The sequence below is a fragment of the Pantoea sp. GD03673 genome, assembly GCF_029844725.1.
Taxonomy (GTDB): domain Bacteria; phylum Pseudomonadota; class Gammaproteobacteria; order Enterobacterales; family Enterobacteriaceae; genus Pantoea.
Genome location: NZ_JAOCKJ010000006.1, coordinates 275,095 through 294,823, shown reverse-complemented (window position 1 = coordinate 294,823; position 19,729 = coordinate 275,095). Strand labels below are relative to the sequence as shown.

At 56.3% G+C, this 19,729-nt stretch carries 17 protein-coding genes and 1 riboswitch; of the genes, 9 read left to right on the top strand and 8 right to left on the bottom strand.

The window, feature by feature from the left end; genetic code table 11:
* Window positions 1-98 precede the first annotated feature (98 nt).
* Complete coding sequence (locus tag N5J69_RS13800; RefSeq protein ID WP_279771049.1) at window positions 99-890, bottom strand: SDR family oxidoreductase; 792 nt, start codon at window positions 888-890, stop codon at window positions 99-101.
* Between the two features lie 135 nt (window positions 891-1,025).
* Here N5J69_RS13800 and N5J69_RS13795 point away from each other — a divergent pair, with 135 nt between their 5' ends.
* Both N5J69_RS13795 and mug read left to right on the top strand, forming a co-directional pair.
* A complete protein-coding gene (locus N5J69_RS13795; RefSeq protein WP_279771048.1) occupies window positions 1,026-1,610 on the top strand; it encodes a TetR/AcrR family transcriptional regulator in 585 nt (194 codons plus the stop codon).
* A complete protein-coding gene (gene mug, locus N5J69_RS13790) occupies window positions 1,607-2,125 on the top strand; it encodes a G/U mismatch-specific DNA glycosylase (protein ID WP_279771047.1) in 519 nt (172 codons plus the stop codon). Before N5J69_RS13795 ends, mug begins: the two co-directional genes overlap by 4 nt.
* Before the next feature lie 74 nt (window positions 2,126-2,199).
* Here mug and rpoD read toward each other — a convergent pair whose 3' ends face one another.
* The 3 genes from rpoD to rpsU form a co-directional block, all read right to left on the bottom strand.
* Window positions 2,200-4,041, bottom strand: coding sequence for an RNA polymerase sigma factor RpoD (gene rpoD, locus N5J69_RS13785; RefSeq protein ID WP_279771045.1), 1,842 nt, complete (start codon window positions 4,039-4,041; stop codon window positions 2,200-2,202).
* 407 nt (window positions 4,042-4,448) lie between these two features.
* Entirely contained in the window at window positions 4,449-6,197 is a 1,749-nt protein-coding gene (gene dnaG, locus N5J69_RS13780; protein ID WP_279771044.1) for a DNA primase, read from the bottom strand.
* A 118-nt stretch (window positions 6,198-6,315) separates the two neighbouring features.
* Window positions 6,316-6,531: a 30S ribosomal protein S21 gene (rpsU, locus tag N5J69_RS13775; RefSeq protein ID WP_001144069.1), complete on the bottom strand. Its 216-nt coding sequence runs from the start codon at window positions 6,529-6,531 to the stop codon at window positions 6,316-6,318.
* Window positions 6,532-6,808: 277 nt separating this feature from the next.
* Here rpsU and tsaD point away from each other — a divergent pair, with 277 nt between their 5' ends.
* Window positions 6,809-7,822: a tRNA (adenosine(37)-N6)-threonylcarbamoyltransferase complex transferase subunit TsaD gene (gene tsaD / locus N5J69_RS13770; RefSeq protein WP_279771042.1), complete on the top strand. Its 1,014-nt coding sequence runs from the start codon at window positions 6,809-6,811 to the stop codon at window positions 7,820-7,822.
* Between the two features lie 216 nt (window positions 7,823-8,038).
* On the opposite strand, the gene plsY is transcribed toward tsaD, so the two are convergent.
* Window positions 8,039-8,644 carry a glycerol-3-phosphate 1-O-acyltransferase PlsY gene (plsY, locus tag N5J69_RS13765; RefSeq protein ID WP_098052336.1) on the bottom strand — a complete coding sequence of 202 codons (606 nt, stop codon included), beginning with the start codon at window positions 8,642-8,644 and terminating at the stop codon, window positions 8,039-8,041.
* A 108-nt stretch (window positions 8,645-8,752) separates the two neighbouring features.
* On the opposite strand from plsY, the gene folB reads away from it, so the two are divergent.
* Together folB and bacA are read left to right on the top strand one after the other, a co-directional pair.
* Window positions 8,753-9,112 (top strand): bifunctional dihydroneopterin aldolase/7,8-dihydroneopterin epimerase, encoded by a 360-nt coding sequence (folB, locus tag N5J69_RS13760; protein WP_013359068.1) that lies wholly within the window; start codon window positions 8,753-8,755, stop codon window positions 9,110-9,112.
* Window positions 9,113-9,303: 191 nt separating this feature from the next.
* Window positions 9,304-10,122, top strand: a complete 819-nt coding sequence (gene bacA / locus N5J69_RS13755) for an undecaprenyl-diphosphate phosphatase (RefSeq protein ID WP_003848438.1) — start codon at window positions 9,304-9,306, stop codon at window positions 10,120-10,122.
* Between the two features lie 15 nt (window positions 10,123-10,137).
* On the opposite strand, the gene N5J69_RS13750 is transcribed toward bacA, so the two are convergent.
* Together N5J69_RS13750 and N5J69_RS13745 are read right to left on the bottom strand one after the other, a co-directional pair.
* Window positions 10,138-11,370 carry a multifunctional CCA addition/repair protein gene (locus N5J69_RS13750; RefSeq protein ID WP_279771041.1) on the bottom strand — a complete coding sequence of 411 codons (1,233 nt, stop codon included), beginning with the start codon at window positions 11,368-11,370 and terminating at the stop codon, window positions 10,138-10,140.
* 156 nt (window positions 11,371-11,526) lie between these two features.
* Window positions 11,527-12,147, bottom strand: coding sequence for a TIGR04211 family SH3 domain-containing protein (locus tag N5J69_RS13745; protein WP_008925741.1), 621 nt, complete (start codon window positions 12,145-12,147; stop codon window positions 11,527-11,529).
* A 271-nt stretch (window positions 12,148-12,418) separates the two neighbouring features.
* Here N5J69_RS13745 and N5J69_RS13740 point away from each other — a divergent pair, with 271 nt between their 5' ends.
* From N5J69_RS13740 to hldE, 3 genes are all read left to right on the top strand, one after another.
* On the top strand, window positions 12,419-13,729 hold the full coding sequence (locus tag N5J69_RS13740) for an inorganic triphosphatase (protein ID WP_279771040.1): 1,311 nt from the start codon (window positions 12,419-12,421) through the stop codon (window positions 13,727-13,729).
* A gap of 33 nt (window positions 13,730-13,762) precedes the next feature.
* A complete protein-coding gene (gene glnE / locus N5J69_RS13735; RefSeq protein WP_279771038.1) occupies window positions 13,763-16,615 on the top strand; it encodes a bifunctional [glutamate--ammonia ligase]-adenylyl-L-tyrosine phosphorylase/[glutamate--ammonia-ligase] adenylyltransferase in 2,853 nt (950 codons plus the stop codon).
* Between the two features lie 70 nt (window positions 16,616-16,685).
* A complete protein-coding gene (gene hldE / locus N5J69_RS13730; protein ID WP_279771036.1) occupies window positions 16,686-18,110 on the top strand; it encodes a bifunctional D-glycero-beta-D-manno-heptose-7-phosphate kinase/D-glycero-beta-D-manno-heptose 1-phosphate adenylyltransferase HldE in 1,425 nt (474 codons plus the stop codon).
* A gap of 39 nt (window positions 18,111-18,149) precedes the next feature.
* Here the strand turns inward: hldE and N5J69_RS13725 are convergent, their stop codons facing one another.
* A complete protein-coding gene (locus tag N5J69_RS13725) occupies window positions 18,150-18,539 on the bottom strand; it encodes an accessory factor UbiK family protein (protein ID WP_279771035.1) in 390 nt (129 codons plus the stop codon).
* Between the two features lie 171 nt (window positions 18,540-18,710).
* A riboswitch (FMN riboswitch) is annotated at window positions 18,711-18,868 on the top strand.
* A gap of 110 nt (window positions 18,869-18,978) precedes the next feature.
* On the opposite strand from N5J69_RS13725, the gene ribB reads away from it, so the two are divergent.
* Window positions 18,979-19,635 carry a 3,4-dihydroxy-2-butanone-4-phosphate synthase gene (ribB, locus tag N5J69_RS13720; protein ID WP_279771033.1) on the top strand — a complete coding sequence of 219 codons (657 nt, stop codon included), beginning with the start codon at window positions 18,979-18,981 and terminating at the stop codon, window positions 19,633-19,635.
* The last annotated feature ends 94 nt before the right edge of the window (window positions 19,636-19,729 follow it).

Sequence of the window (19,729 nt, the reverse complement as noted above, 5' to 3'; positions counted from 1 at the left end):
CTGGCAACTCGTGAAGCTGAAGTCGCAAAATGGTACGGATAATGCTTCTCCGTACCGTTAGCCAAACCGGACTTCCGATGCGACGGGTTGAGGCTGACTCAGTGCTGATGATAACGCGATGCCGATTTATCCCGCGAAAGGTGAGGGACCATCGCGCCACGCGCCCGATCGTAGTCGTGCCACAACTGTAAATCTTCCAGCGCCGGAATGGTTACCGCCTCTTTGCTGTCGAGACCGGCCAGCGCGGCATCCACCATCTGATCAACGTCCATCAGCATCTCAGCCGGAATTTCATTGATCGACTGCCCTGCGCGGTCGAAAATTTCGGTACGGGTCGCGCCGGGTAATACCGCCTGTACCTGTACGCCGCTCTCCGCGAGCTCACGCTGCAGGGCGCGCGTCAGGGTCAGTATGTAAGATTTGGTGGCGTTATAGGCACCGTTGAACATCTCGTGCATCAGCGACAGCACCGAGGCGATATTGATAATGACGCCGTGACCGCGAGCGTTAAATGCCCGGCCAGCCGCCTGTGCCAGACGGGTAGGGGCCAGAATATTTAACGCCAGCATGCTGTTGATGCGCGTGATGTCTGCTTCCAGGAATTCGCCTTCCACGCTCATGCCCGCGTTGTTCAGCAGCAGGGTAATCTGTGGGTTGGTCGCCAGTTCCGATTCAACGCGCTGCAGGTCCTGCTCATGCGTTAAGTCAGCCTTCATGACGGTTACCTGAATAGCGTGTTGCTGTGCCAGCGTGTCAGCCAGCGTGGTGAGACGTGCCTGATCCCGGGCAACCAGGATTAGATCATATCCGCGTGCTGCCAGCCGTTTTGCATAGGTCGCGCCGATACCGCTCGATGCGCCGGTAATTAATGCTGTGCCCGATAGTGACATCTTTTCTTCCTCATATGATGGTCGTCATAAGCATAAATATGACGATCATCATATTGGTCGTCAAGCTGGAGTATGATGACCGTAATAATTACTATGATAGCCAGAAGCTACCGGGCAGAAACCAGAGGGAAAAAGATGGAGAAGCACAGCAGCAAGGCGAATACGCGGCAGCGTATCCTTGATGAAGCGGCACGGGTGATGCGTGAAACCGGCACCGAAGGAATTGGTGTGGCGGCGCTGATGAAGCGGGTCGGTCTGACTCATGGCGGTTTTTATGCGCACTTTGCGTCACGTGAAGAGCTGGTTGAGGAGGTGCTGAAGCACATGTTCGCTGAAGCCGATATCGTTAAGCCCCCTCAGTCTGTGACCCAGCCAGCGCAGCAGCTGGCGGACTTTATTGACAGCTACCTGTCCGAGGCACATCGCAATACGCCAGCACAGGGCTGTCCGCTGGCGGCGCTGATGAGCGAAGTGGCGCATCTTCCACACCCGACGCGGCAGATCTTTGCACAGGGCTGTAATGCGATGCATGCCAGTCTGACGCAGATGTTGCAGGCGTTGAGGCTGCCTGACGCAGAAACGCTGGCTTCCAGCATGATGGCTGAGATGACCGGCGCGCTGGCGCTGGCGCGAGCTAATCCGGATGCGGAGCAGGCCAGCCTGATGCTGCAACGCAGCCGGACTGCGCTGAAGCAGCGCACGCTGGAGGTGGCGGCATGAGTGAGCACGCTATCCGCGACATCATCTCCTCCGGTCTTGATGTGCTGTTCTGCGGCATTAATCCCGGTCAGTCGACTGCCCATCAGGGTTATCACTTTGCCCATCCCGGTAATCGCTTCTGGAAGGTGATCCATCTGGCGGGATTCACCCGGGAACAGCTGAAACCGGAAGAAGAACAGCGCCTGACCGAAACCGGCTGTGGCATTACGATGCTGGTCGAGCGGCCCACGGTGCAGGCGAGTGAGTTAGCGCCTGATGAGCTGCGGGATGGTGGTAAGCGATTGATGCAGAAGGTGCTGGATTATCAGCCCGCCGCGCTGGCTATTCTGGGCAAGGATGCTTTTCGCCGCGCCTTTAAGCAGAGCAAAGTTGAATGGGGCAAACAGCCGATCTGCATGGGGAAAACTCAGGTGTGGGTGTTGCCGAATCCCAGTGGGCTTAATCGTGCATCGCTCGATGAGATGGTCGAAGCGTATCGCCAGCTGTATCAGGAACTGCATCCGGAGTGTGACTGAGTCCCGGCGTGGTGGGGGAGGGGCGGTAACAGGCAGGCATAAAAAACCCCGGCGAACCGGGGTTTTTGTCGGACTTAATCGTCGAGGAAGCTACGCAGCACTTCCGAACGGCTCGGATGGCGCAGTTTACGCAGCGCTTTCGCTTCAATCTGACGAATACGCTCACGCGTAACGTCGAACTGCTTGCCGACTTCTTCCAGCGTGTGGTCCGTGTTCATATCGATACCGAAACGCATACGAAGCACTTTCGCTTCGCGCGCGGTCAGGCCAGCCAGCACATCGTGGGTGGCAGAACGCAGGCTCTCTGAGGTAGCAGAATCCAGCGGCAGCTCCAGCGTGGTGTCTTCGATAAAATCGCCCAGATGTGAATCTTCATCATCACCAATCGGCGTCTCCATCGAGATCGGCTCTTTAGCGATTTTCAGGACTTTGCGGATTTTATCTTCTGGCATCAGCATACGCTCAGCCAGCTCTTCCGGCGTCGGTTCGCGGCCCATCTCCTGCAGCATCTGGCGAGAAATACGGTTGAGCTTGTTGATAGTCTCAATCATATGCACCGGAATACGGATAGTACGCGCCTGGTCGGCGATAGAGCGGGTGATAGCCTGACGGATCCACCAGGTCGCATAGGTCGAGAACTTGTAACCACGGCGATATTCAAACTTATCTACCGCTTTCATCAGGCCGATATTACCTTCCTGAATCAGGTCGAGGAACTGCAGACCACGGTTGGTATATTTCTTGGCAATCGAAATAACCAGACGGAGGTTCGCTTCCACCATCTCTTTCTTGGCGCGACGGGCTTTGGCTTCACCGATCGACATGCGACGGTTAATGTCTTTAACCTGTTCAATGGTCAGGCCAGTCTCTTCTTCAACCTGTGCCAGTTTCTGCAGGGAACGCATCACGTCATCCTGCACTTCCAGCAGCTTCTCAGACCACGGCTTGTTCATTGCCAGTGCGGCTTTGAACCAGCTTTCGTTGGTTTCATTGCCGGTAAACAGCGTGATGAAGTTTTTCTTCGGCATTTTGCACAGCTCAATACAGAGCTTCATGATCAGACGTTCCTGGGTACGGACACGTTCCATCATTGTGCGCATGCTGCCTACCAGGTAATCGAACTGCTTCGGTACCAGGCGGAACTGCTTGAAGACGTCGGAGAGATTCTGGATTTCAGCAACGGCGGCAGCATGACTGCGGCCTTTGCTTTTAATCACGGAGCGGGTTGTTTCATACTGCTTACGCAGGTCAGAAAACTTCTCGCGCGCCAGTTCCGGGTCGATTGAGTTATCGTCGTCGGAGCTGTCGTCATCCTCTTCATCTTCTTCTTCATCGTCATTACGATCGGCTTCAGAAAGTTCAGAGCCCACGTGCGTTGCGGTAGGGGCCAGATCTTCTTCTGCGTTAGGATCGACGAAACCGGTGATCAGATCGGAGAGGCGTGATTCGCCTGCTTCAACTTTGTCGTACTGATCCAGAAGATAAGTAATCGCTTCAGGGTATTCGGCTACAGAACACTGAACCTGGTTGATACCGTCTTCAATACGCTTGGCGATGTCGATTTCGCCTTCGCGCGTCAGCAGTTCAACGGTACCCATTTCACGCATGTACATGCGAACCGGGTCAGTGGTACGCCCGATTTCAGATTCAACGCTGGATAACACCTGAGCGGCAGCTTCCGCGGCATCTTCGTCAGTATCGGAGCTGTTTTCATTCAGCATCAGATCGTCGGCATCCGGGGCTTCTTCAACCACCTGAATACCCATGTCGTTAATCATCTGGATGATGTCTTCGATCTGATCGGAGTCGACGATATCTTCCGGCAGATGGTCATTGACCTCAGCATAGGTCAGATAGCCTTGCTCCTTACCACGGGTGACAAGAAGCTTGAGCTGTGACTGCGGGTTTTGCTCCATAAGACGGTATCCACACTTCTGTTAAATTAGATTGGTGTCGGTCGGCAGCGCGCCAACAATAGCAGTGAAGGCGTTTAATTCTTGCCGCTGCCTTCGTCGCGGCGTGGGCTTTGCCCAACAGTTATCGGCACTTAAGCCGCTTGTATAAATTTTTGGTGCTTATGGCCTGGCTTACTTGCCATTCTGTTCCCCGGCAGTGCTCGCCCTCCTCACGTACTTCAGTACGCTCCGGGCGCTGTGCGCTGGCGGTGACCAGACTGGCTTCGACGCCGACGGCCTTTAAAATCTGTGCTCATGGCCTGGCTTACTTGCCATTCTGTCCCCCGGCAGTGCTCAGGGAATCGAAACTGGCTGTAGCGGCACTAAAACAGGCAATCTGCCGTTCAGTGCGGGCAGCGTGCGATAAATCATGACTTCCTGGCAAACGCCTGACTCAGTGTCCAGAGCTCACGGCGCTCATCGGCGCTGAGTCCCTGGGTGCGTTCACGTGCAATCAAAAACTCCAGTCGCTCTTCAAGCGCTGAATCGTAGATGCTGGCCAGCGAGTCCTGAAACACCGCTTCGGCTTCTTCATCTACTATCATGTGGTTCCAGATCGCCAGCGTTTCAAGCGTCTGACTAAAATTTGTCCCGCGATATAACTCTAGTAGCTGTCCGGTGGTCAATCCAGGATTCTCATTACAGCGACCCACTAATTCGATAAATAGCGGTAAACCCGGCATTTTTGACTCAGACAGCCCATCCAGCGAAGGCACCAGAGTGGCCAGTTGCGGGTTCTGAACCAGCAACGCAATCAATACGCGCATGGTGGTCCGTTTCAGCGGTGGCGCAACCGGTGCCGTTCCGCTTGCAGCAAGCTTCGGCATCAGTTTTTCAAGCTGATTGTCGTCAAGAATACCCAGTTTATTCCCCAGCTCCTGACGCATATAAATACGCAAGGTCTCACCGGGAATCTGCGTAATCAGCGGTAAAGCCAGCGTGCTCAGACGCGCTTTTCCGTCGCGTGAGCTCAGATCCACCTGCGGCAGCAGGGTATCAAACAAAAACGAAGAGAGCGGCATGGCCTGCTCCATCCTCGCTTCGAAGGCGGCTTTACCCTCTTTGCGTACCAGCGTATCCGGGTCTTCCCCATCGGGTAAAAACATAAAGCGTAGCTGACGACCATCATTCATGTAAGGCAATGCGGTCTCCAGCGCACGCCATGCTGCTTCGCGACCAGCCCTGTCGCCGTCGTAACAGCAGATCACGGTGTCGGTGCTGCGAAACAGCAACTGAATGTGTTCAGCAGTGGTTGAGGTGCCTAACGACGCGACGGCGTAATCGATCCCGTACTGCGCCAGCGCAACCACGTCCATGTACCCCTCAACCACTAACAGGCGGGCGGGTTCAGGATGGTTCTTAACTGCTTCATACAGGCCATAGAGCTGGCGGCCTTTATGGAAAATAGGGGTTTCCGGTGAGTTCAGATACTTCGGCGTATCGTTACCCAGTACCCGGCCACCAAACCCGATGACGCGTCCACGCTTATCGCGGATTGGAAACATGACGCGGTCGCGAAACCGGTCATAGGTGCGGCCTTTGTCATTGCTGACCAGCATGCCCGCTTCCATCAATGACTCGCGGTCTTCCGATTGCTTACCAAAACGCCTGAGAACGTTATCCCAGCCTGCTGGCGCGTAACCTATGGCGAAATGATTGATGATGTCGGCGCTCAGACCACGACGATCAAGATAGTCCCGTGCGGGCTGCGCACTGGATTGCTGCAGACTCTGCTGATAAAAACCGTTCAGGCTCTCCATCAGCTGATACAGGCTCTGGCGCTGATGGCGTTCCATCTGGCTGGGCCCGCTGCCTGCTTCGTAAGGCACGTCTAAACCGTGGGAAGTGGCTAACTCTTCAATCGTTTCAACAAACTCCAGACGATCAAAGTTCATTAAAAAGTCGATAGCGTTGCCGTGCGCACCACAGCCAAAACAGTGATAGAACTGCTTTTCGCCGTTTACGGTGAAAGAGGGCGTTTTTTCATTATGGAAAGGACAGCACGCATGGAAATTCTTACCCTGCTTTTTCAGCTTAACGCGGGCATCGATAAGATCCACGATATCCGTGCGGGCAAGTAAATCATTGATAAATACGCGTGGAATTCGTCCAGCCATACGCCCCAGATTTTCAGCTCATAAACGGCAACAAGCCGCGCTTCCTTTCGGAAAGCACGGCCTTTTACTTGACTCTGTCTGCGTGAATCACGCGGTGGAGGCGGACCTCCGGAACGACTTAGTACAGACGAGTGCGGCGTGCGTTTTCGCGAGCCAGTTTCTTGGCGTGACGCTTAACTGCTGACGCTTTAGCGCGCTTACGTTCGGTAGTCGGTTTTTCATAGAACTCACGACGACGAACTTCAGCCAGAACGCCTGCTTTCTCGCATGAACGCTTGAAGCGACGCAGTGCTACGTCAAATGGCTCGTTTTCACGTACTTTAATTACCGGCATGTAACTCTCACCTCGATAAAATTCGGTTTTGCTGCTGACTGCGGCGCCAGCACATTTCAAAATGGTGCAGCATTTTACTCCAACTCAGGTTGGTTTGTAAAGCACCATGGATAATTTGAAACCAACAGGAGCGTTTGCCTGTGCGGCTGCCGGTTTTTCCAGGGGCGGGAGTATAGCGCACTCTTTAGCCGACAGAAAATGACTTTTTACGCGGGATGCCCGCGCTGCACAGACAATTGCTGTGATAAACTGCGCGCCGCAAGAATGAGGTGATGCAATGCGAATTCTGGGTATTGAAACGTCCTGCGATGAAACCGGCATCGCAATCTATGATGACGAGGCCGGATTACTGGCTAACCAACTCTACAGCCAGGTAAAACTGCACGCCGATTATGGCGGTGTGGTACCGGAACTGGCCTCACGTGATCACGTGCGTAAAACCGTGCCGCTGATTCAGGCGGCGCTGAAAGAGGCGGGTCTGGCACCGCAGCAGATTGATGCGGTGGCTTATACTGCCGGTCCCGGACTGGTCGGTGCGCTGCTGGTCGGCGCCACCATTGGCCGTGCGCTGGCGTTTGCGTGGAAAGTGCCTGCCGTGCCGGTTCATCATATGGAAGGCCACCTGCTGGCACCGATGCTGGAAGAGAATCCACCGGAATTTCCGTTTGTTGCACTTCTGGTATCGGGTGGGCATACCCAGCTGATTAGCGTCACCGGCATCGGTGAATACACGCTGCTGGGTGAATCGATTGATGATGCCGCAGGTGAAGCCTTTGATAAGACGGCGAAACTGCTCGGTCTGGATTATCCGGGCGGGCCCATGCTGTCGAAAATGGCGCAGCAGGGCACAGCGGGACGCTTTACCTTTCCGCGCCCGATGACCGATCGTCCTGGCCTGGACTTCAGCTTCTCCGGTCTGAAAACCTTTGCCGCGAACACCATTCGCGCCAATCCGGATGACGATCAGACCCGTGCTGACATTGCCCGCGCATTTGAAGATGCGGTGGTGGATACGCTGTCGATCAAATGTAAGCGTGCGCTGGATCAGACCGGCTTTAAGCGTCTGGTGATTGCCGGTGGCGTCAGTGCTAACCGCACACTGCGCGAGCAGATGGCGGTCATGATGCAAAAGCGCGGCGGTGAAGTATTCTACGCCCGCCCGGAGTTCTGTACCGACAACGGTGCGATGATCGCGTATGCGGGCATGGTGCGGTTAAAAGGCGGCACGCGGGGCGAATTGAGCGTCAGCGTGCGACCGCGCTGGCCGCTGGCAGAACTGCCCGCCATCTGATGTGAAACTGGAAAGCCTGAACCAGGAATCTGGCCGCAGCGGATACGCGCCACGCACATGGAACAGAGACAACAGAGACAGAAGAGGGACGCGCTACGGATGGTGCGGGCCGGGCGGTCAGGGATGACGGCTTTTGCGTCTTTCCGATCTGCCCCTGCTTCCTGTGCAGTCCCGGTCGCACAGCCACCGTTTTTGGACAACCACTTTCCCGCTTTTTTATGGCTGAGATTTCTTTTTGCGCTTCCAGATTTTGCCTTCCTGACCCCGCCACAGCCGCTGAATATTATCGTGATGACGCAGCAGAATCAGGCAGGAGAGCATGGAAACCGGGAAGGTGAACTGCGGTTTGAACCACCAGACATAGAATGGCGCAATCAGAGCACTGACAATGGCACCCAGCGATGAGTAGCCACTGAGTAATACCGTTAACAGCCAGGTGCCGGTGACCAGCCCGGTTAAGTCCCAGCCAATCGGCGCTATCGCGCCAAACGCCGTGGCGACGCCTTTGCCACCGCGAAAGTGAAAGAACACCGGATAGATATGACCGAGGCAGGCGGCAATGGCGGTCAGGCCGAGGTAGAGCGGCGTCACGTGCATCAGGTAAGCCAGCCAGACCGGCACCATCCCTTTCAGCACATCAAACACCAGGACGCTGGCGGCTGCGGCTTTACCACCCAGACGCAATACGTTGGTAGCACCCGGATTGCCGGAACCGTGCGTGCGGGGATCGGGCAGGCCAGCGAGTTTGCAAACCAGAATCGCACTGGAAATCGAACCGCAAAGATACGCGAAAATAATCATACCAAGCGCGAAAGCACTCATAACACCGTACCGTTCCCTTTAGGGTCGTTTTGATCTCATCAACCGTGGATAATACGCATAATCCGCCGGAAGTGGTATCCGGCTTAGCCAAAAACAGAGACCCTCATCATGGATATCGTATTTATAGAACAACTCACGGTGTTCACCACCATTGGCGTTTACGACTGGGAACAGGGTATACAGCAGAAGCTGGTGCTCGATGTCGAAATGGCCTGGGATAACCGTCTGGCGGCCAGCAGCGACGATGTGAAAGACTGCCTCAGCTATGCCGATGTCTCCTCGGCGATCCTGACGCATCTGAACGGCGGTCGCTTTGCCCTGGTTGAGCGCGTTGCTGAAGAAATCGCGGATCTGTTGATGAACCGTTTCAATTCGCCTGGCGTGCGCATTAAGGTAAGCAAACCGGGCGCTGTAGCCCAGGCGGCGCAGGTTGGCGTGCGAATTGAGCGCGGGACTATTCCTAAATAAATACGATGTGATTGCCATCACAATGAAACCAAACCAAATTACTGTCTGTCATAGCATGGACCGTTTCGTTACAGCAGGCGAAACGGGACGGACCTTAAGGTTTAATTCAGGCTAACAGCGGCATGATTTCAGGCGATAGCGACGCGCTACCGCCTTTTTAATGGTTTTGAAACGGATAGAGGGAACATTTGATGGCAGATATTCATCAGCTTTGGGTAGCTGCAATCCTGGGCGTTGTGGAAGGGCTGACCGAATTTTTACCGGTCTCTTCCACAGGGCACATGATTATAGTGGGTCACCTGCTGGGCTTTGAGGGTGAAAAAGCCGAGACCTTTGAAGTTGTGATCCAGTTAGGATCGATTCTGGCTGTGGTAGTGATGTTCTGGCGCCGTCTGTTTGGCCTGATCGGCATCCACTTTGGCGAAGTGAAACATGAAGGTGTTGGCACCGGACGTCTCTCACTGATCCATATCCTGCTGGGCATGGTTCCGGCGGTAGTTGTGGGTCTGGTGCTGCACGATCAGATCAAAACGCTGTTTAATCCGATCAACGTGATGTACGCGCTGGTCGTGGGCGGTGTGCTGCTGCTGGCTGCTGAGTATCTCAAGCCAAAACAGCCAAAAGCGGTAGGCGTCGATGATATTACCTATCGTCAGGCGTTCATGATCGGCTGTTTCCAGTGCTTAGCGCTGTGGCCGGGCTTCTCACGTTCCGGTGCAACCATCTCGGGCGGGATGCTGATGGGCGTGAGCCGCTATGCCGCGTCGGAGTTCTCCTTCATTCTGGCGGTGCCAATGATGATGGGGGCGACCGTACTGGACATGTACAAAAGCATCGGCTTCCTGACGATGGCAGACTTCCCGATGTTCGCAGTGGGCTTTGTCACGGCGTTTATCGTGGCGCTGATTGCGATTAAAGCCTTCCTGGAGCTGATTAAACGCATCTCTTTTGTTTCGTTCGCCATTTATCGCTTTATCGTGGCGGCAGCGGTTTACATGGTCTTCATGTAAACCCGTGGCAGCCTGCTAGTCAGGCTGCCCGATCGCCAGACCCTGCGCGACGGCGGCAATTCGTCGTCGCGTCATTTCTTCCCGCACGTCCACGCCTTTGAATCCCGCGTCGATGACCGCTTTGGTCGGCACCGCCTGCGCCAGTGCAAAGGCACGACGCAGATAGTCGCCCTGCGGATAAGGCATGCTCTCCAGTCCGGCACGCCCGCGCGCATCTGCTTCACTGGTCAGCGCCATCTGCTCAACGCGCTGCGGCTTACGCCAGGCATCGATCCGATCAAACAGAGTGACCAGTGACGCTGCAGACTGCCGTTCAATAGTGTGCACCACGTCGTGAAATTCGGTCACAATCAGCGCCAGATCGCGAATTGCGTTGGGCACCCGCAGGCGCTGGCACAGCGCCTCGACCAGTGGAACGCCCGCCAGACCATGACCATGGTGACTGGGCCACAGCGCAGGGGGCGTCAGCGCCTTGCCGACGTCATGGAAAAGGGTGGCGAATCGCACATCAATCTCATCGGAGAGCGCGGCGGCCATCGCCAGCGTCATCAGCGTATGCACACCGGTGTCGATCTCAGGGTGCCATTTTATCGGCGCAGGAATACCAAACAGATTATCCAGCTCAGGGAACAGAACGTTTAACGCACCGCAGTCGCGCAGGACCTGAAAATAGACCTGCGGATTACGGGTACTCAGCGCTTTTTCCGTCTCTTTCCACACCCGCTCGGCAGTAAGATTCGACAGCTCACCGCTTTCAGCCATCTGCTGCATCAGCTGCTGGGTTTCGGGAGCAATACGAAAGTTAAGATGGGCAAAACGTGCAGCAAAGCGGGCGACGCGCAATACGCGCAGCGGGTCTTCGCTAAAGGCTTCCGAGACGTGACGCAGCAGGCGACGGGCAATATCACGCTGGCCGTTGTAAGGGTCGACCAGTTCGCCGTTTTCATCCTGCGCGATAGCATTAATGGTGAGATCGCGGCGCTCTAAGTCCTGCTCCAGCGTCACGTCGGGCGCAGACCAGGTGACAAATCCGGTGTAGCCTTTCCCGTTTTTCCGCTCGGTCCGTGCCAGCGCATACTCTTCGCGACTGACGGGATGCAGGAAAACGGGAAAATCGCGACCGACCTGTTGATAGCCCTGCTCAAGCATGGCTTCGGGCGTGGAACCTGTAACCACCCAATCTTTGTCTGTAACCGGCAGATTCAGCAGCGCATCACGCACCGCACCGCCAACAAGAAACATCTTCACGCAAAACTCCAGAGAAAAAGAAATGACCTGCACGCCGTGCGCCTCCCGCGCCTGAAATCAGCGGTGCATCTCATTTTATTGTTGCACAGATTCCCCGGATTGCAGACATGCCAAAAGGGGGATCCCGCGATCCCCCTCAAACCCGACAGCATGTTGTCAGTTCATCCAGCGATCGCTTTTCTTACGGCGAGGCAGCATGTGCGGCAGTAACAGACCCAGCAGCAGGCCAACGCCCAGCACGCCACCGCCATACATAAACCACTGCATGATGATGGTGCGCTGCTTGTCATCCAGCTGAACGTTAGCGGCGCTGACTTTCTTCTGCGCGACGATCAGCTCATTTTTCAGCTTCTGATTCTCACCTTTCAGCCCGTTGATCACGCCGTCGCTGCTGGCGACTTTGTTCTGCATCTCAGCGGTACGCTGATTCCAGCTGTTGTCGATGTTATCCAGTTTGGCGGTCAGGTCTTTAACCTGTTGCTCAAGCTGAGGCACACGGGTGCGCAGGCTCGGGTTGGCGCTGAGCTGCGACAGGGGGATCCAGGTGGTACGGCCTTCCGAATCACGGATCTGACCATAATGGGTGTCGTTGTTGGTCTGTAACAGCTGTACCTCTTCCCCGGCATTCAGCTTACCGAGCAGGCGGAACTGGTCGCCCGGCCCGCTGCGTACCCAGGTCGAGAGTTCATCAGAAACATAGCGTTTTTCGTCGGCATGGGCAGGTGCAAGGGTGCTGAGGGCCAGCAAAGTGAGTCCAGCGAGTGTGATTTTTTTCATTCGTTTTCGTTTGGCTTAGTCTGACTAAAATTTACCGGCACAGTCTGGAGAGGGCTCACATAAATCTGAATGAGAACTATCCTGGTCTCATGAGAGTGCGAAAAGGTCTGCGAAAGAACAAAGAAAGCAGAGACAGCGCGGCTTCTGTGCATTAATCTTCGCCTGATAACCCCTTGCCCTCAAGGCGACAGCTTGAATAACCTGCTGATAATCGCCTGAAATATGCAGGAAACACCCTCTAAAGTGCCAGCGGCGTAGTGAATAAAAAATTATGACCATCGAAATCGAACTAAAGTTCATTGCAACTCCACAGGCGGCCGGGAAACTGGCTGAACTGCTCTCCACTCTGCCGCATCAGCATCAGGCTGCTCGCGAGCTGACCAACATCTACTTTGAAACCGACGACAATCAACTGCGACGCTGGGATATGGGATTGCGTATCCGCGGCGTTGACCAGCGTTATGAAATGACGCTGAAAGCAGCGGGCCAGACGCTCGGCGGGCTGCATCAGCGCCCGGAATACAACGTTGAACTCAGCGAGCCGGTGCTGGATATTGCCCGCCTGCCAGCAGAAATCTGGCCGCAGGGCACGGATGTCGCGGCGCTGCAAACGCGCTTACAGCCGTTATTCACCACCCATTTCCAGCGCGAAATCTGGCTCGTCACCACTGGCAACAGTGAAATTGAAGTGGCGTTTGATCAGGGTGAGGTTACGGCAGGTGAGCTCAGCGAACCGCTTTGCGAGATCGAACTGGAGCTGAAACGCGGCGAACGCCAGGATCTGCTGGCTTTTGCACAGCAGCTGGCGGCGCTGGGCGGCCTGCGCATGGGCAGCCTGAGCAAAGCCGCCCGCGGCTATCAGCTGGCACAGGGTAATCCGCCACGCCAGACTGAGGCTTTCCCGCTACTGAAAGCCGGCGGCAAAGCCACAGTAGAGCAGGGCATGGTCGCGGCGATGTCGGCTGGTCTCCGTCACTGGCAATATCATGAGGAAGTGTGGCTGCGCGGCAATGCGGCGGCACAGGATGCGGTGCGTGAAGCGCTGGATCTGCTGCGTCAGGCGTTCAGCCTGTTTGGTGCGCTGGTCCCGCGTAAAGCCAGCAGTGCTTTGCGTCAGCAACTGACCACGCTGGAAGAGACACTGGTGAATGAAGAGCAGGAGGCGGCAACATTCTGCTTATCTTCCCTCTCGGTTGAAACGCAGCTGGCGCTGACCCACTGGCTGGCTGAATCGCAGTGGCGTCAGTGGATTGATGCCAAAGGGGAAGCCAAGCTGCAGGGGTCATTTAAGCGCTTCAGCGACATCATGCTGAGCCGCGTCAATGCTGACCTGAGGGAAACATTCATCACCATCAAACAGCCCAATGAGTATCAGGACAAAGCCACCCGTCTGGCGCGTCAGCTGCTCACGGTTCATCTGCTGGCGGGATCCTATGCGCCTGAAACGGTCGCCAGCTGGCTGGAGCCCTGGCAGCAGCTGCTGTCAGCCATTCATGAAAAGCAGGAATCTGGCTTAGCCTGGCTGGCGTCGCAGGCGATGAAACAGCAGCCGTTCTGGCTCACCAGCGGCGCTGGCCGCTAACGGGCAATACGTACCGTCATCAAGGAGGGAGTTATGTTGTCTGCACTTCCCGCGTTGCTACGCGATCAGGCCGAAGAGGCCGCCCGACAGCTTGGGGTTCCGCTGGCTTCGCTGAGTCCCGAGCAGGTCGCCGGGCTGGCTTTCAGCGATTTTGTGCTGGAAAACCTGCAACAACATCCCGACTGGTGGCAAGCGATGCTCGACCAGCCGCCACAGCCTGAGGAGTGGCAACACTATTCTGCGTGGCTCAGCGAGGCGCTCAGCAGCATCGACAGTGAAGCGAGCCTGATGCGCGAACTGCGGCTGTTTCGCCGCCGTATGCTGGTGCGTATTGCCTGGATGCAGGCTCTGCAACACGCAACAACCGAACAGAGTCTGCAGCAGCTTAGCGTGTTAGCTGAAGTACTGATTAGCCGGGCGCGTGACTGGGTTTATCAGGATTGCTGTCGTGATTTTGGCACCCCCAGCAATGCGGATGGCGACGCGCAGCCGCTGCTGATTCTGGGCATGGGCAAGCTGGGTGGCGGCGAACTCAATTTCTCCTCAGACATCGACCTGATTTTTGCGTGGCCGGAAAACGGCACCACGCGCGGCGGGCGGCGTGAGCTCGACAACGCCCAGTTCTTTACCCGCATGGGCCAGCGGCTGATTAAAGTGCTGGATCAACCCACGATGGATGGCTTTGTTTATCGGGTGGATATGCGGCTGCGCCCGTTTGGCGACAGCGGTCCGCTGGTGATGAGCTTTGCCGCACTTGAAGATTATTACCAGGAGCAGGGACGCGACTGGGAGCGTTACGCCATGGTGAAGGCACGCCTCATGGGCGATGACCACGACCGCTGGAGCCTGGAGCTGCAGCAGATGCTGCGGCCATTCGTCTACCGGCGCTATATCGATTTCAGCGTGATTCAGTCGCTGCGTAACATGAAAGGAATGATCAGCCGCGAGGTGCGGCGACGCGGGCTGAAAAACAATATCAAACTGGGCGCGGGCGGCATCCGTGAAACCGAGTTTATCGTGCAGGTGTTCCAGCTGATCCGAGGTGGACGTGAGCGCTCGCTACAGCTGCGTGCGCTGCTGCCGACGCTGGAGGCGATCAAAAATCTGAGCCTGCTGCCTGCTGAACAGGTTGATGCGCTACGTGTTGCCTACCTGTTCCTGCGGCGGCTGGAGAATCTGCTGCAAAGCCTGGGCGACGAGCAGACCCAGACGCTGCCAGAGGATGCGCTGCATCGCGCCCGGCTGGCGTGGGCCATGGATTGTGCGGACTGGCCAGCGCTGATGACCCGGCTCGATGGTCAGATGGCGGCGGTACGCGCCATCTTTGACGAGCTGATTGGCGAAGATACGCCTGAGATTGGCGATCAGCGTGAGCTGGCGGAGTATCAGGTGCTGTGGCAGGACCAGCTGGAGGATAGCGAACTGGCGTCGCTGGTGTCGCAACTGAGTGACGATCAGCGGGTTACGCTGCATCAGACGCTGGAAGCGTTTCGTCAGGATATCAGCCGTCGTACCATTGGCCCGCGTGGCCGTCAGGCGCTGGACCAGTTGATGCCGCGTCTGCTGAGCGAAGTCTGTCCGCGTGAAGACGCGGCGGTGACGCTGAGCCGCCTGACGCCGCTGCTGCTCGGTGTGCTGACACGCAGTACTTATCTGGAGCTGCTGACCGAATATCACGGCGCGCTCCGTCACCTGATTCGTCTGTGCGCGGCCTCACCGATGGTGGCCAGCCAGCTGGCGCGTCATCCGCTGTTGCTGGATGAACTGCTTGATCCCGCTACGCTCTATCAGCCGACCGCTACCGACGCCTATCGCGATGAGCTGCGACAGTATCTGCTGCGTATTCCCACTGAGGATGAAGAGCAGCAGCTGGAAGCGGTGCGGCAGTTTAAGCAGGCGCAGCATCTGCGTATTGCCGCCGCTGACATTGCTGGCACGCTGCCGGTGATGAAAGTCAGCGATCATCTCACCTGGCTGGCGGAAGCGATCATCGATTCTGTGGTGCGTCAGGCGTGGAATATGATGGTGCAGCGCTACGGACGTCCTTCTCACCTGAGTAATGAACATGAACGCGGTTTTGCCGTGCTGGGCTACGGCAAATTGGGTGGCTGGGAGCTGGGTTACAGTTCCGACCTCGATTTGGTTTTCCTGCATGACTGTCCGGCAGACGCCGTGACAGAAGGGGAACGCAGCATCGATGGCCGTCAGTTTTACCTGCGTCTTGCCCAGCGCATCATGCACCTCTTCAGTACCCGTACCGCCTCCGGCATTCTCTATGAAGTGGATGCGCGGCTGCGTCCATCCGGCGCGGCGGGCATGCTGGTCAGTACCTTTGAGGCATTTGAAGAGTATCAGCGCAGTGAAGCCTGGACCTGGGAGCATCAGGCGCTGGTCCGGGCGCGTGTGGTGTTTGGCGAGGCGGCACTGGGCGATCGTTTCAACGCGATTCGTCAGGCGATTCTGTCGCTGCCACGCGCTGCGGAAGCACTGCAAACCGACGTGCGTGAGATGCGTGAAAAGATGCGTGCTCACCTCAGCAACAAACATAAAGGTCGCTGGGATATCAAAGCTGACGCGGGCGGCATTACCGATATTGAATTCATCGCCCAATATCTTGTCTTACGCTACGCCGCTGAGCTGCCTGAACTGACGCGCTGGTCTGACAATGTGCGCATTTTTGAGCTGATGGCGAAGCACCATAAAATGCCCGCCGATGAAGCGCAGGCGCTGACGCAGGCTTACGTGACGCTGCGCGACGCCTTGCACCATCGCGCCCTGCAGGAACTGCCGGGTCACGTTGAGCCAGAGGCTTACGCAGCGGAGCGGCAGACGGTTCTGAACAGCTGGCAACGCTGGCTGATAACGCCAGCGTCTATCCTGGCGTGATGCTGATAGCACAAATCGCAACTGTGCTATCATCCGCGCACTATTTTTAATGCAGTCTGGAGTGTCTGGAATGAAAGTGACTCTGCCCGCGTTCGGCCAAGCCTCAGTGCTGGTTGTAGGCGATGTAATGTTGGATCGTTACTGGTATGGCCCAACCAGCCGTATCTCACCTGAAGCACCGGTTCCGGTGGTGAAAGTGGACACGGTTGAAGAACGTCCTGGCGGCGCGGCAAACGTGGCGATGAACATTGCAGCACTCGGTGCCGCGTCTCGCCTGATCGGCCTGACCGGTGAAGATGATGCGGCGCGAGTGTTAAGCAACACGCTGAAAGACGTCAACGTTCACTGTGACTTTGTGGCGGTGAAAAGCCATCCGACTATTACCAAACTGCGCGTGCTTTCCCGTAATCAGCAGCTGATCCGTCTCGACTTCGAAGAAGGCTTTGAACAGGTTGATCCGGAGCCGATTCACCAGAAAATGCGTGCGTCACTGGCAGCAGCAGGTGCGCTGGTGCTGTCCGATTATGCCAAAGGCGCGCTCTCCAGTGTGCAGACCATGATTACCCTGGCGCGTGAAGCGGGCGTGCCGGTGTTAATCGATCCGAAAGGTACCGACTTTGCGCGCTACCGTGGCGCGACGCTGCTGACGCCGAACCTCTCCGAATTTGAAGCCGTGGTTGGCAAATGCAAAAACGACGAGGAGATCGTGGCGCGTGGCACGCAACTGATTGCTGATTTTGATCTCTCTGCGCTGCTGGTGACCCGTTCAGAAAACGGCATGACGCTGCTGCAGCCGGGCAAAGCGCCACTGCATCTGCCAACCCAGGCGCAGGAAGTCTATGACGTGACCGGTGCAGGCGATACGGTGATTGGCGTGCTGGCGGCGGCGCTGGCTGCAGGCGATTCACTGGAAGAAGCCTGTTTCCTGGCCAACGCGGCTGCGGGTGTGGTGGTGGGTAAACTCGGCACCTCGACCGTCAGCACCGTTGAGCTGGAAAATGCGATTCACGCCCGTCCTGAACAGGGTTTCGGCATCATGACGGAAGCGCAGTTAAAAGCCGCCGTTGAGATGGCCCGCCGTCGTGGCGAGAAAGTGGTAATGACCAATGGCGTGTTCGACATTCTGCACGCGGGACATGTCTCTTATCTGGCAAACGCACGCAAACTCGGCGATCGACTGATTGTCGCGGTGAACAGCGATGCATCGACTAAACGTCTGAAAGGCGAAAGCCGTCCGGTCAATCCGCAGGAAAACCGGATGATCGTGCTCGGTGCGCTGGAAGCGGTCGACTGGGTGGTTGTTTTTGAAGAGGATACGCCGCAGCGGCTGATTGCGGGCATTCTGCCTGACCTGCTGGTGAAAGGCGGTGATTACAAGCCGGAAGATATCGCGGGCAGTAAAGAAGTGTGGGCAAATGGCGGCGACGTGCAGGTGCTGAACTTCGAAGATGGGATCTCCACCACCAACATCATCAAAACCATTCGCGGCAGCTGACGCAGAGAGTAAGCGGGAGCCAGGCTCCCGCTAAAACGCTTATTCTGGCTTGTTGTCCGGCACAGGTTTCACGACATCAGCAACCGGTGGCGGAGAAACCGCGGGTGATGTGGCTACTGTGGCAGAAGGGGTAGCCGCTGCAACAGGTGTTGCCGGTGCGGTTGCCGTCGGGGGCGTACCGGCGGATGAACCCTGACTTTCCAGCTGGGCCAGACGCTGCTCCAGGGCCGCCAGTTTCTCCCGCGTACGCAGTAATACCTGCGTCTGCACATCAAACTCTTCACGGTTGACCAGGTCCATGCGGGTCAGCTGCGCCTGAAGAACCTGACGAATTTTCTTTTCGACATCATCACCAAACTCACGAACACCTTTAGGCATCGCTTCGTGAACCTGACGGGCAAGTTGTTCAATTTTTTTCGTGTCGATCATGATGATTTCCTGGTTACGGGGAGCTGTGTCAGCGTGTTTACCAACGTAATAAGTGTTAAGTGTAATGCCAGAAATGAAAAGGATAAACCTCAAATCGGTAACGCAGGAAATGCAAAAGCAATTGCGCTATTGATGATTGCCGCCTCTGACGATCGGCGTTATAGTTGAATAGCTTATTCTCAGGGCGGGGCGCAATTCCCCACCGGCGGTAAATCAGCTTCGGCTGAAAGCCCGCGAGCGCTTTATCTTGATGAAAAGAGAGGTAAAGGTCAGCAGATCCGGTGTAATTCCGGGGCCGACGGTTACAGTCCGGATGGGAGAGGGTAACGACATCTGTCGGACAATTGTGTCTGCTTCACGTTATTGCCACGTCTTTTTGACGTCACTCCTAAGCACGCCCTGATTCTGGTAACCCATACATTTTAAGGTTTTTATTACCATGAATCAGACGCTACTTTCTGAATTTGGCACGCCTGAACAGCGTGTAGAACGTGCTATCGCCGCCCTGCGTGAGGGACGCGGTGTGATGGTACTCGACGATGAGAATCGTGAAAACGAAGGCGATATGATCTTCGCCGCAGAAACCATGACCGTGGAACAGATGGCGCTGACTATTCGTCACGGCAGCGGCATCGTCTGCCTCTGCCTGACCGAAGCGCGTCGCCAGCAGCTTGATCTGCCCATGATGGTGGAAAACAACACCAGCTCGTTTGGTACCGGCTTCACCGTGACCATTGAAGCGGCGGAAGGTGTTACCACCGGCGTCTCTGCACAGGATCGAATCACCACTATCCGCACGGCCATTGCCGATGATGCCAGGCCTGCCGATCTGAACCGCCCAGGTCATGTCTTCCCGTTGCGTGCCAGCGAAGGCGGCGTATTAACCCGTGGTGGACATACTGAAGCGACCATCGATTTAGTTACCCTGGCTGGTTTCAAGCCCGCAGGCGTACTGTGCGAGCTGACCAATGACGACGGCACCATGGCCCATGCGCCTGAGGCGATTACTTTCGCCCGTCAGCACAACATGCCGGTGGTGACCATCGAAGATCTGATCGCCTGGCGTCGCGGGCACGAAACGCGCCACGCCAGCTAATCGCTATGCAGCAATAACAGGCCCTGACCCGGGCCTGTTTTATGTCTGCCCTGTCATCATAGTGCAACCCGAAACCTGACTTCTCCTCTCCCTT

Coding starts and splice junctions, on each gene's coding strand:
- N5J69_RS13800 (WP_279771049.1), bottom strand. CDS start 890: ATGTCACTATCGGGCACAGCATTAATTACCGGCGCATCGAGCGGTATC.
- N5J69_RS13795 (WP_279771048.1), top strand. CDS start 1,026: ATGGAGAAGCACAGCAGCAAGGCGAATACGCGGCAGCGTATCCTTGAT.
- mug (WP_279771047.1), top strand. CDS start 1,607: ATGAGTGAGCACGCTATCCGCGACATCATCTCCTCCGGTCTTGATGTG.
- rpoD (WP_279771045.1), bottom strand. CDS start 4,041: ATGGAGCAAAACCCGCAGTCACAGCTCAAGCTTCTTGTCACCCGTGGT.
- dnaG (WP_279771044.1), bottom strand. CDS start 6,197: ATGGCTGGACGAATTCCACGCGTATTTATCAATGATTTACTTGCCCGC.
- rpsU (WP_001144069.1), bottom strand. CDS start 6,531: ATGCCGGTAATTAAAGTACGTGAAAACGAGCCATTTGACGTAGCACTG.
- tsaD (WP_279771042.1), top strand. CDS start 6,809: ATGCGAATTCTGGGTATTGAAACGTCCTGCGATGAAACCGGCATCGCA.
- plsY (WP_098052336.1), bottom strand. CDS start 8,644: ATGAGTGCTTTCGCGCTTGGTATGATTATTTTCGCGTATCTTTGCGGT.
- folB (WP_013359068.1), top strand. CDS start 8,753: ATGGATATCGTATTTATAGAACAACTCACGGTGTTCACCACCATTGGC.
- bacA (WP_003848438.1), top strand. CDS start 9,304: ATGGCAGATATTCATCAGCTTTGGGTAGCTGCAATCCTGGGCGTTGTG.
- N5J69_RS13745 (WP_008925741.1), bottom strand. CDS start 12,147: ATGAAAAAAATCACACTCGCTGGACTCACTTTGCTGGCCCTCAGCACC.
- N5J69_RS13740 (WP_279771040.1), top strand. CDS start 12,419: ATGACCATCGAAATCGAACTAAAGTTCATTGCAACTCCACAGGCGGCC.
- glnE (WP_279771038.1), top strand. CDS start 13,763: ATGTTGTCTGCACTTCCCGCGTTGCTACGCGATCAGGCCGAAGAGGCC.
- hldE (WP_279771036.1), top strand. CDS start 16,686: ATGAAAGTGACTCTGCCCGCGTTCGGCCAAGCCTCAGTGCTGGTTGTA.
- N5J69_RS13725 (WP_279771035.1), bottom strand. CDS start 18,539: ATGATCGACACGAAAAAAATTGAACAACTTGCCCGTCAGGTTCACGAA.
- ribB (WP_279771033.1), top strand. CDS start 18,979: ATGAATCAGACGCTACTTTCTGAATTTGGCACGCCTGAACAGCGTGTA.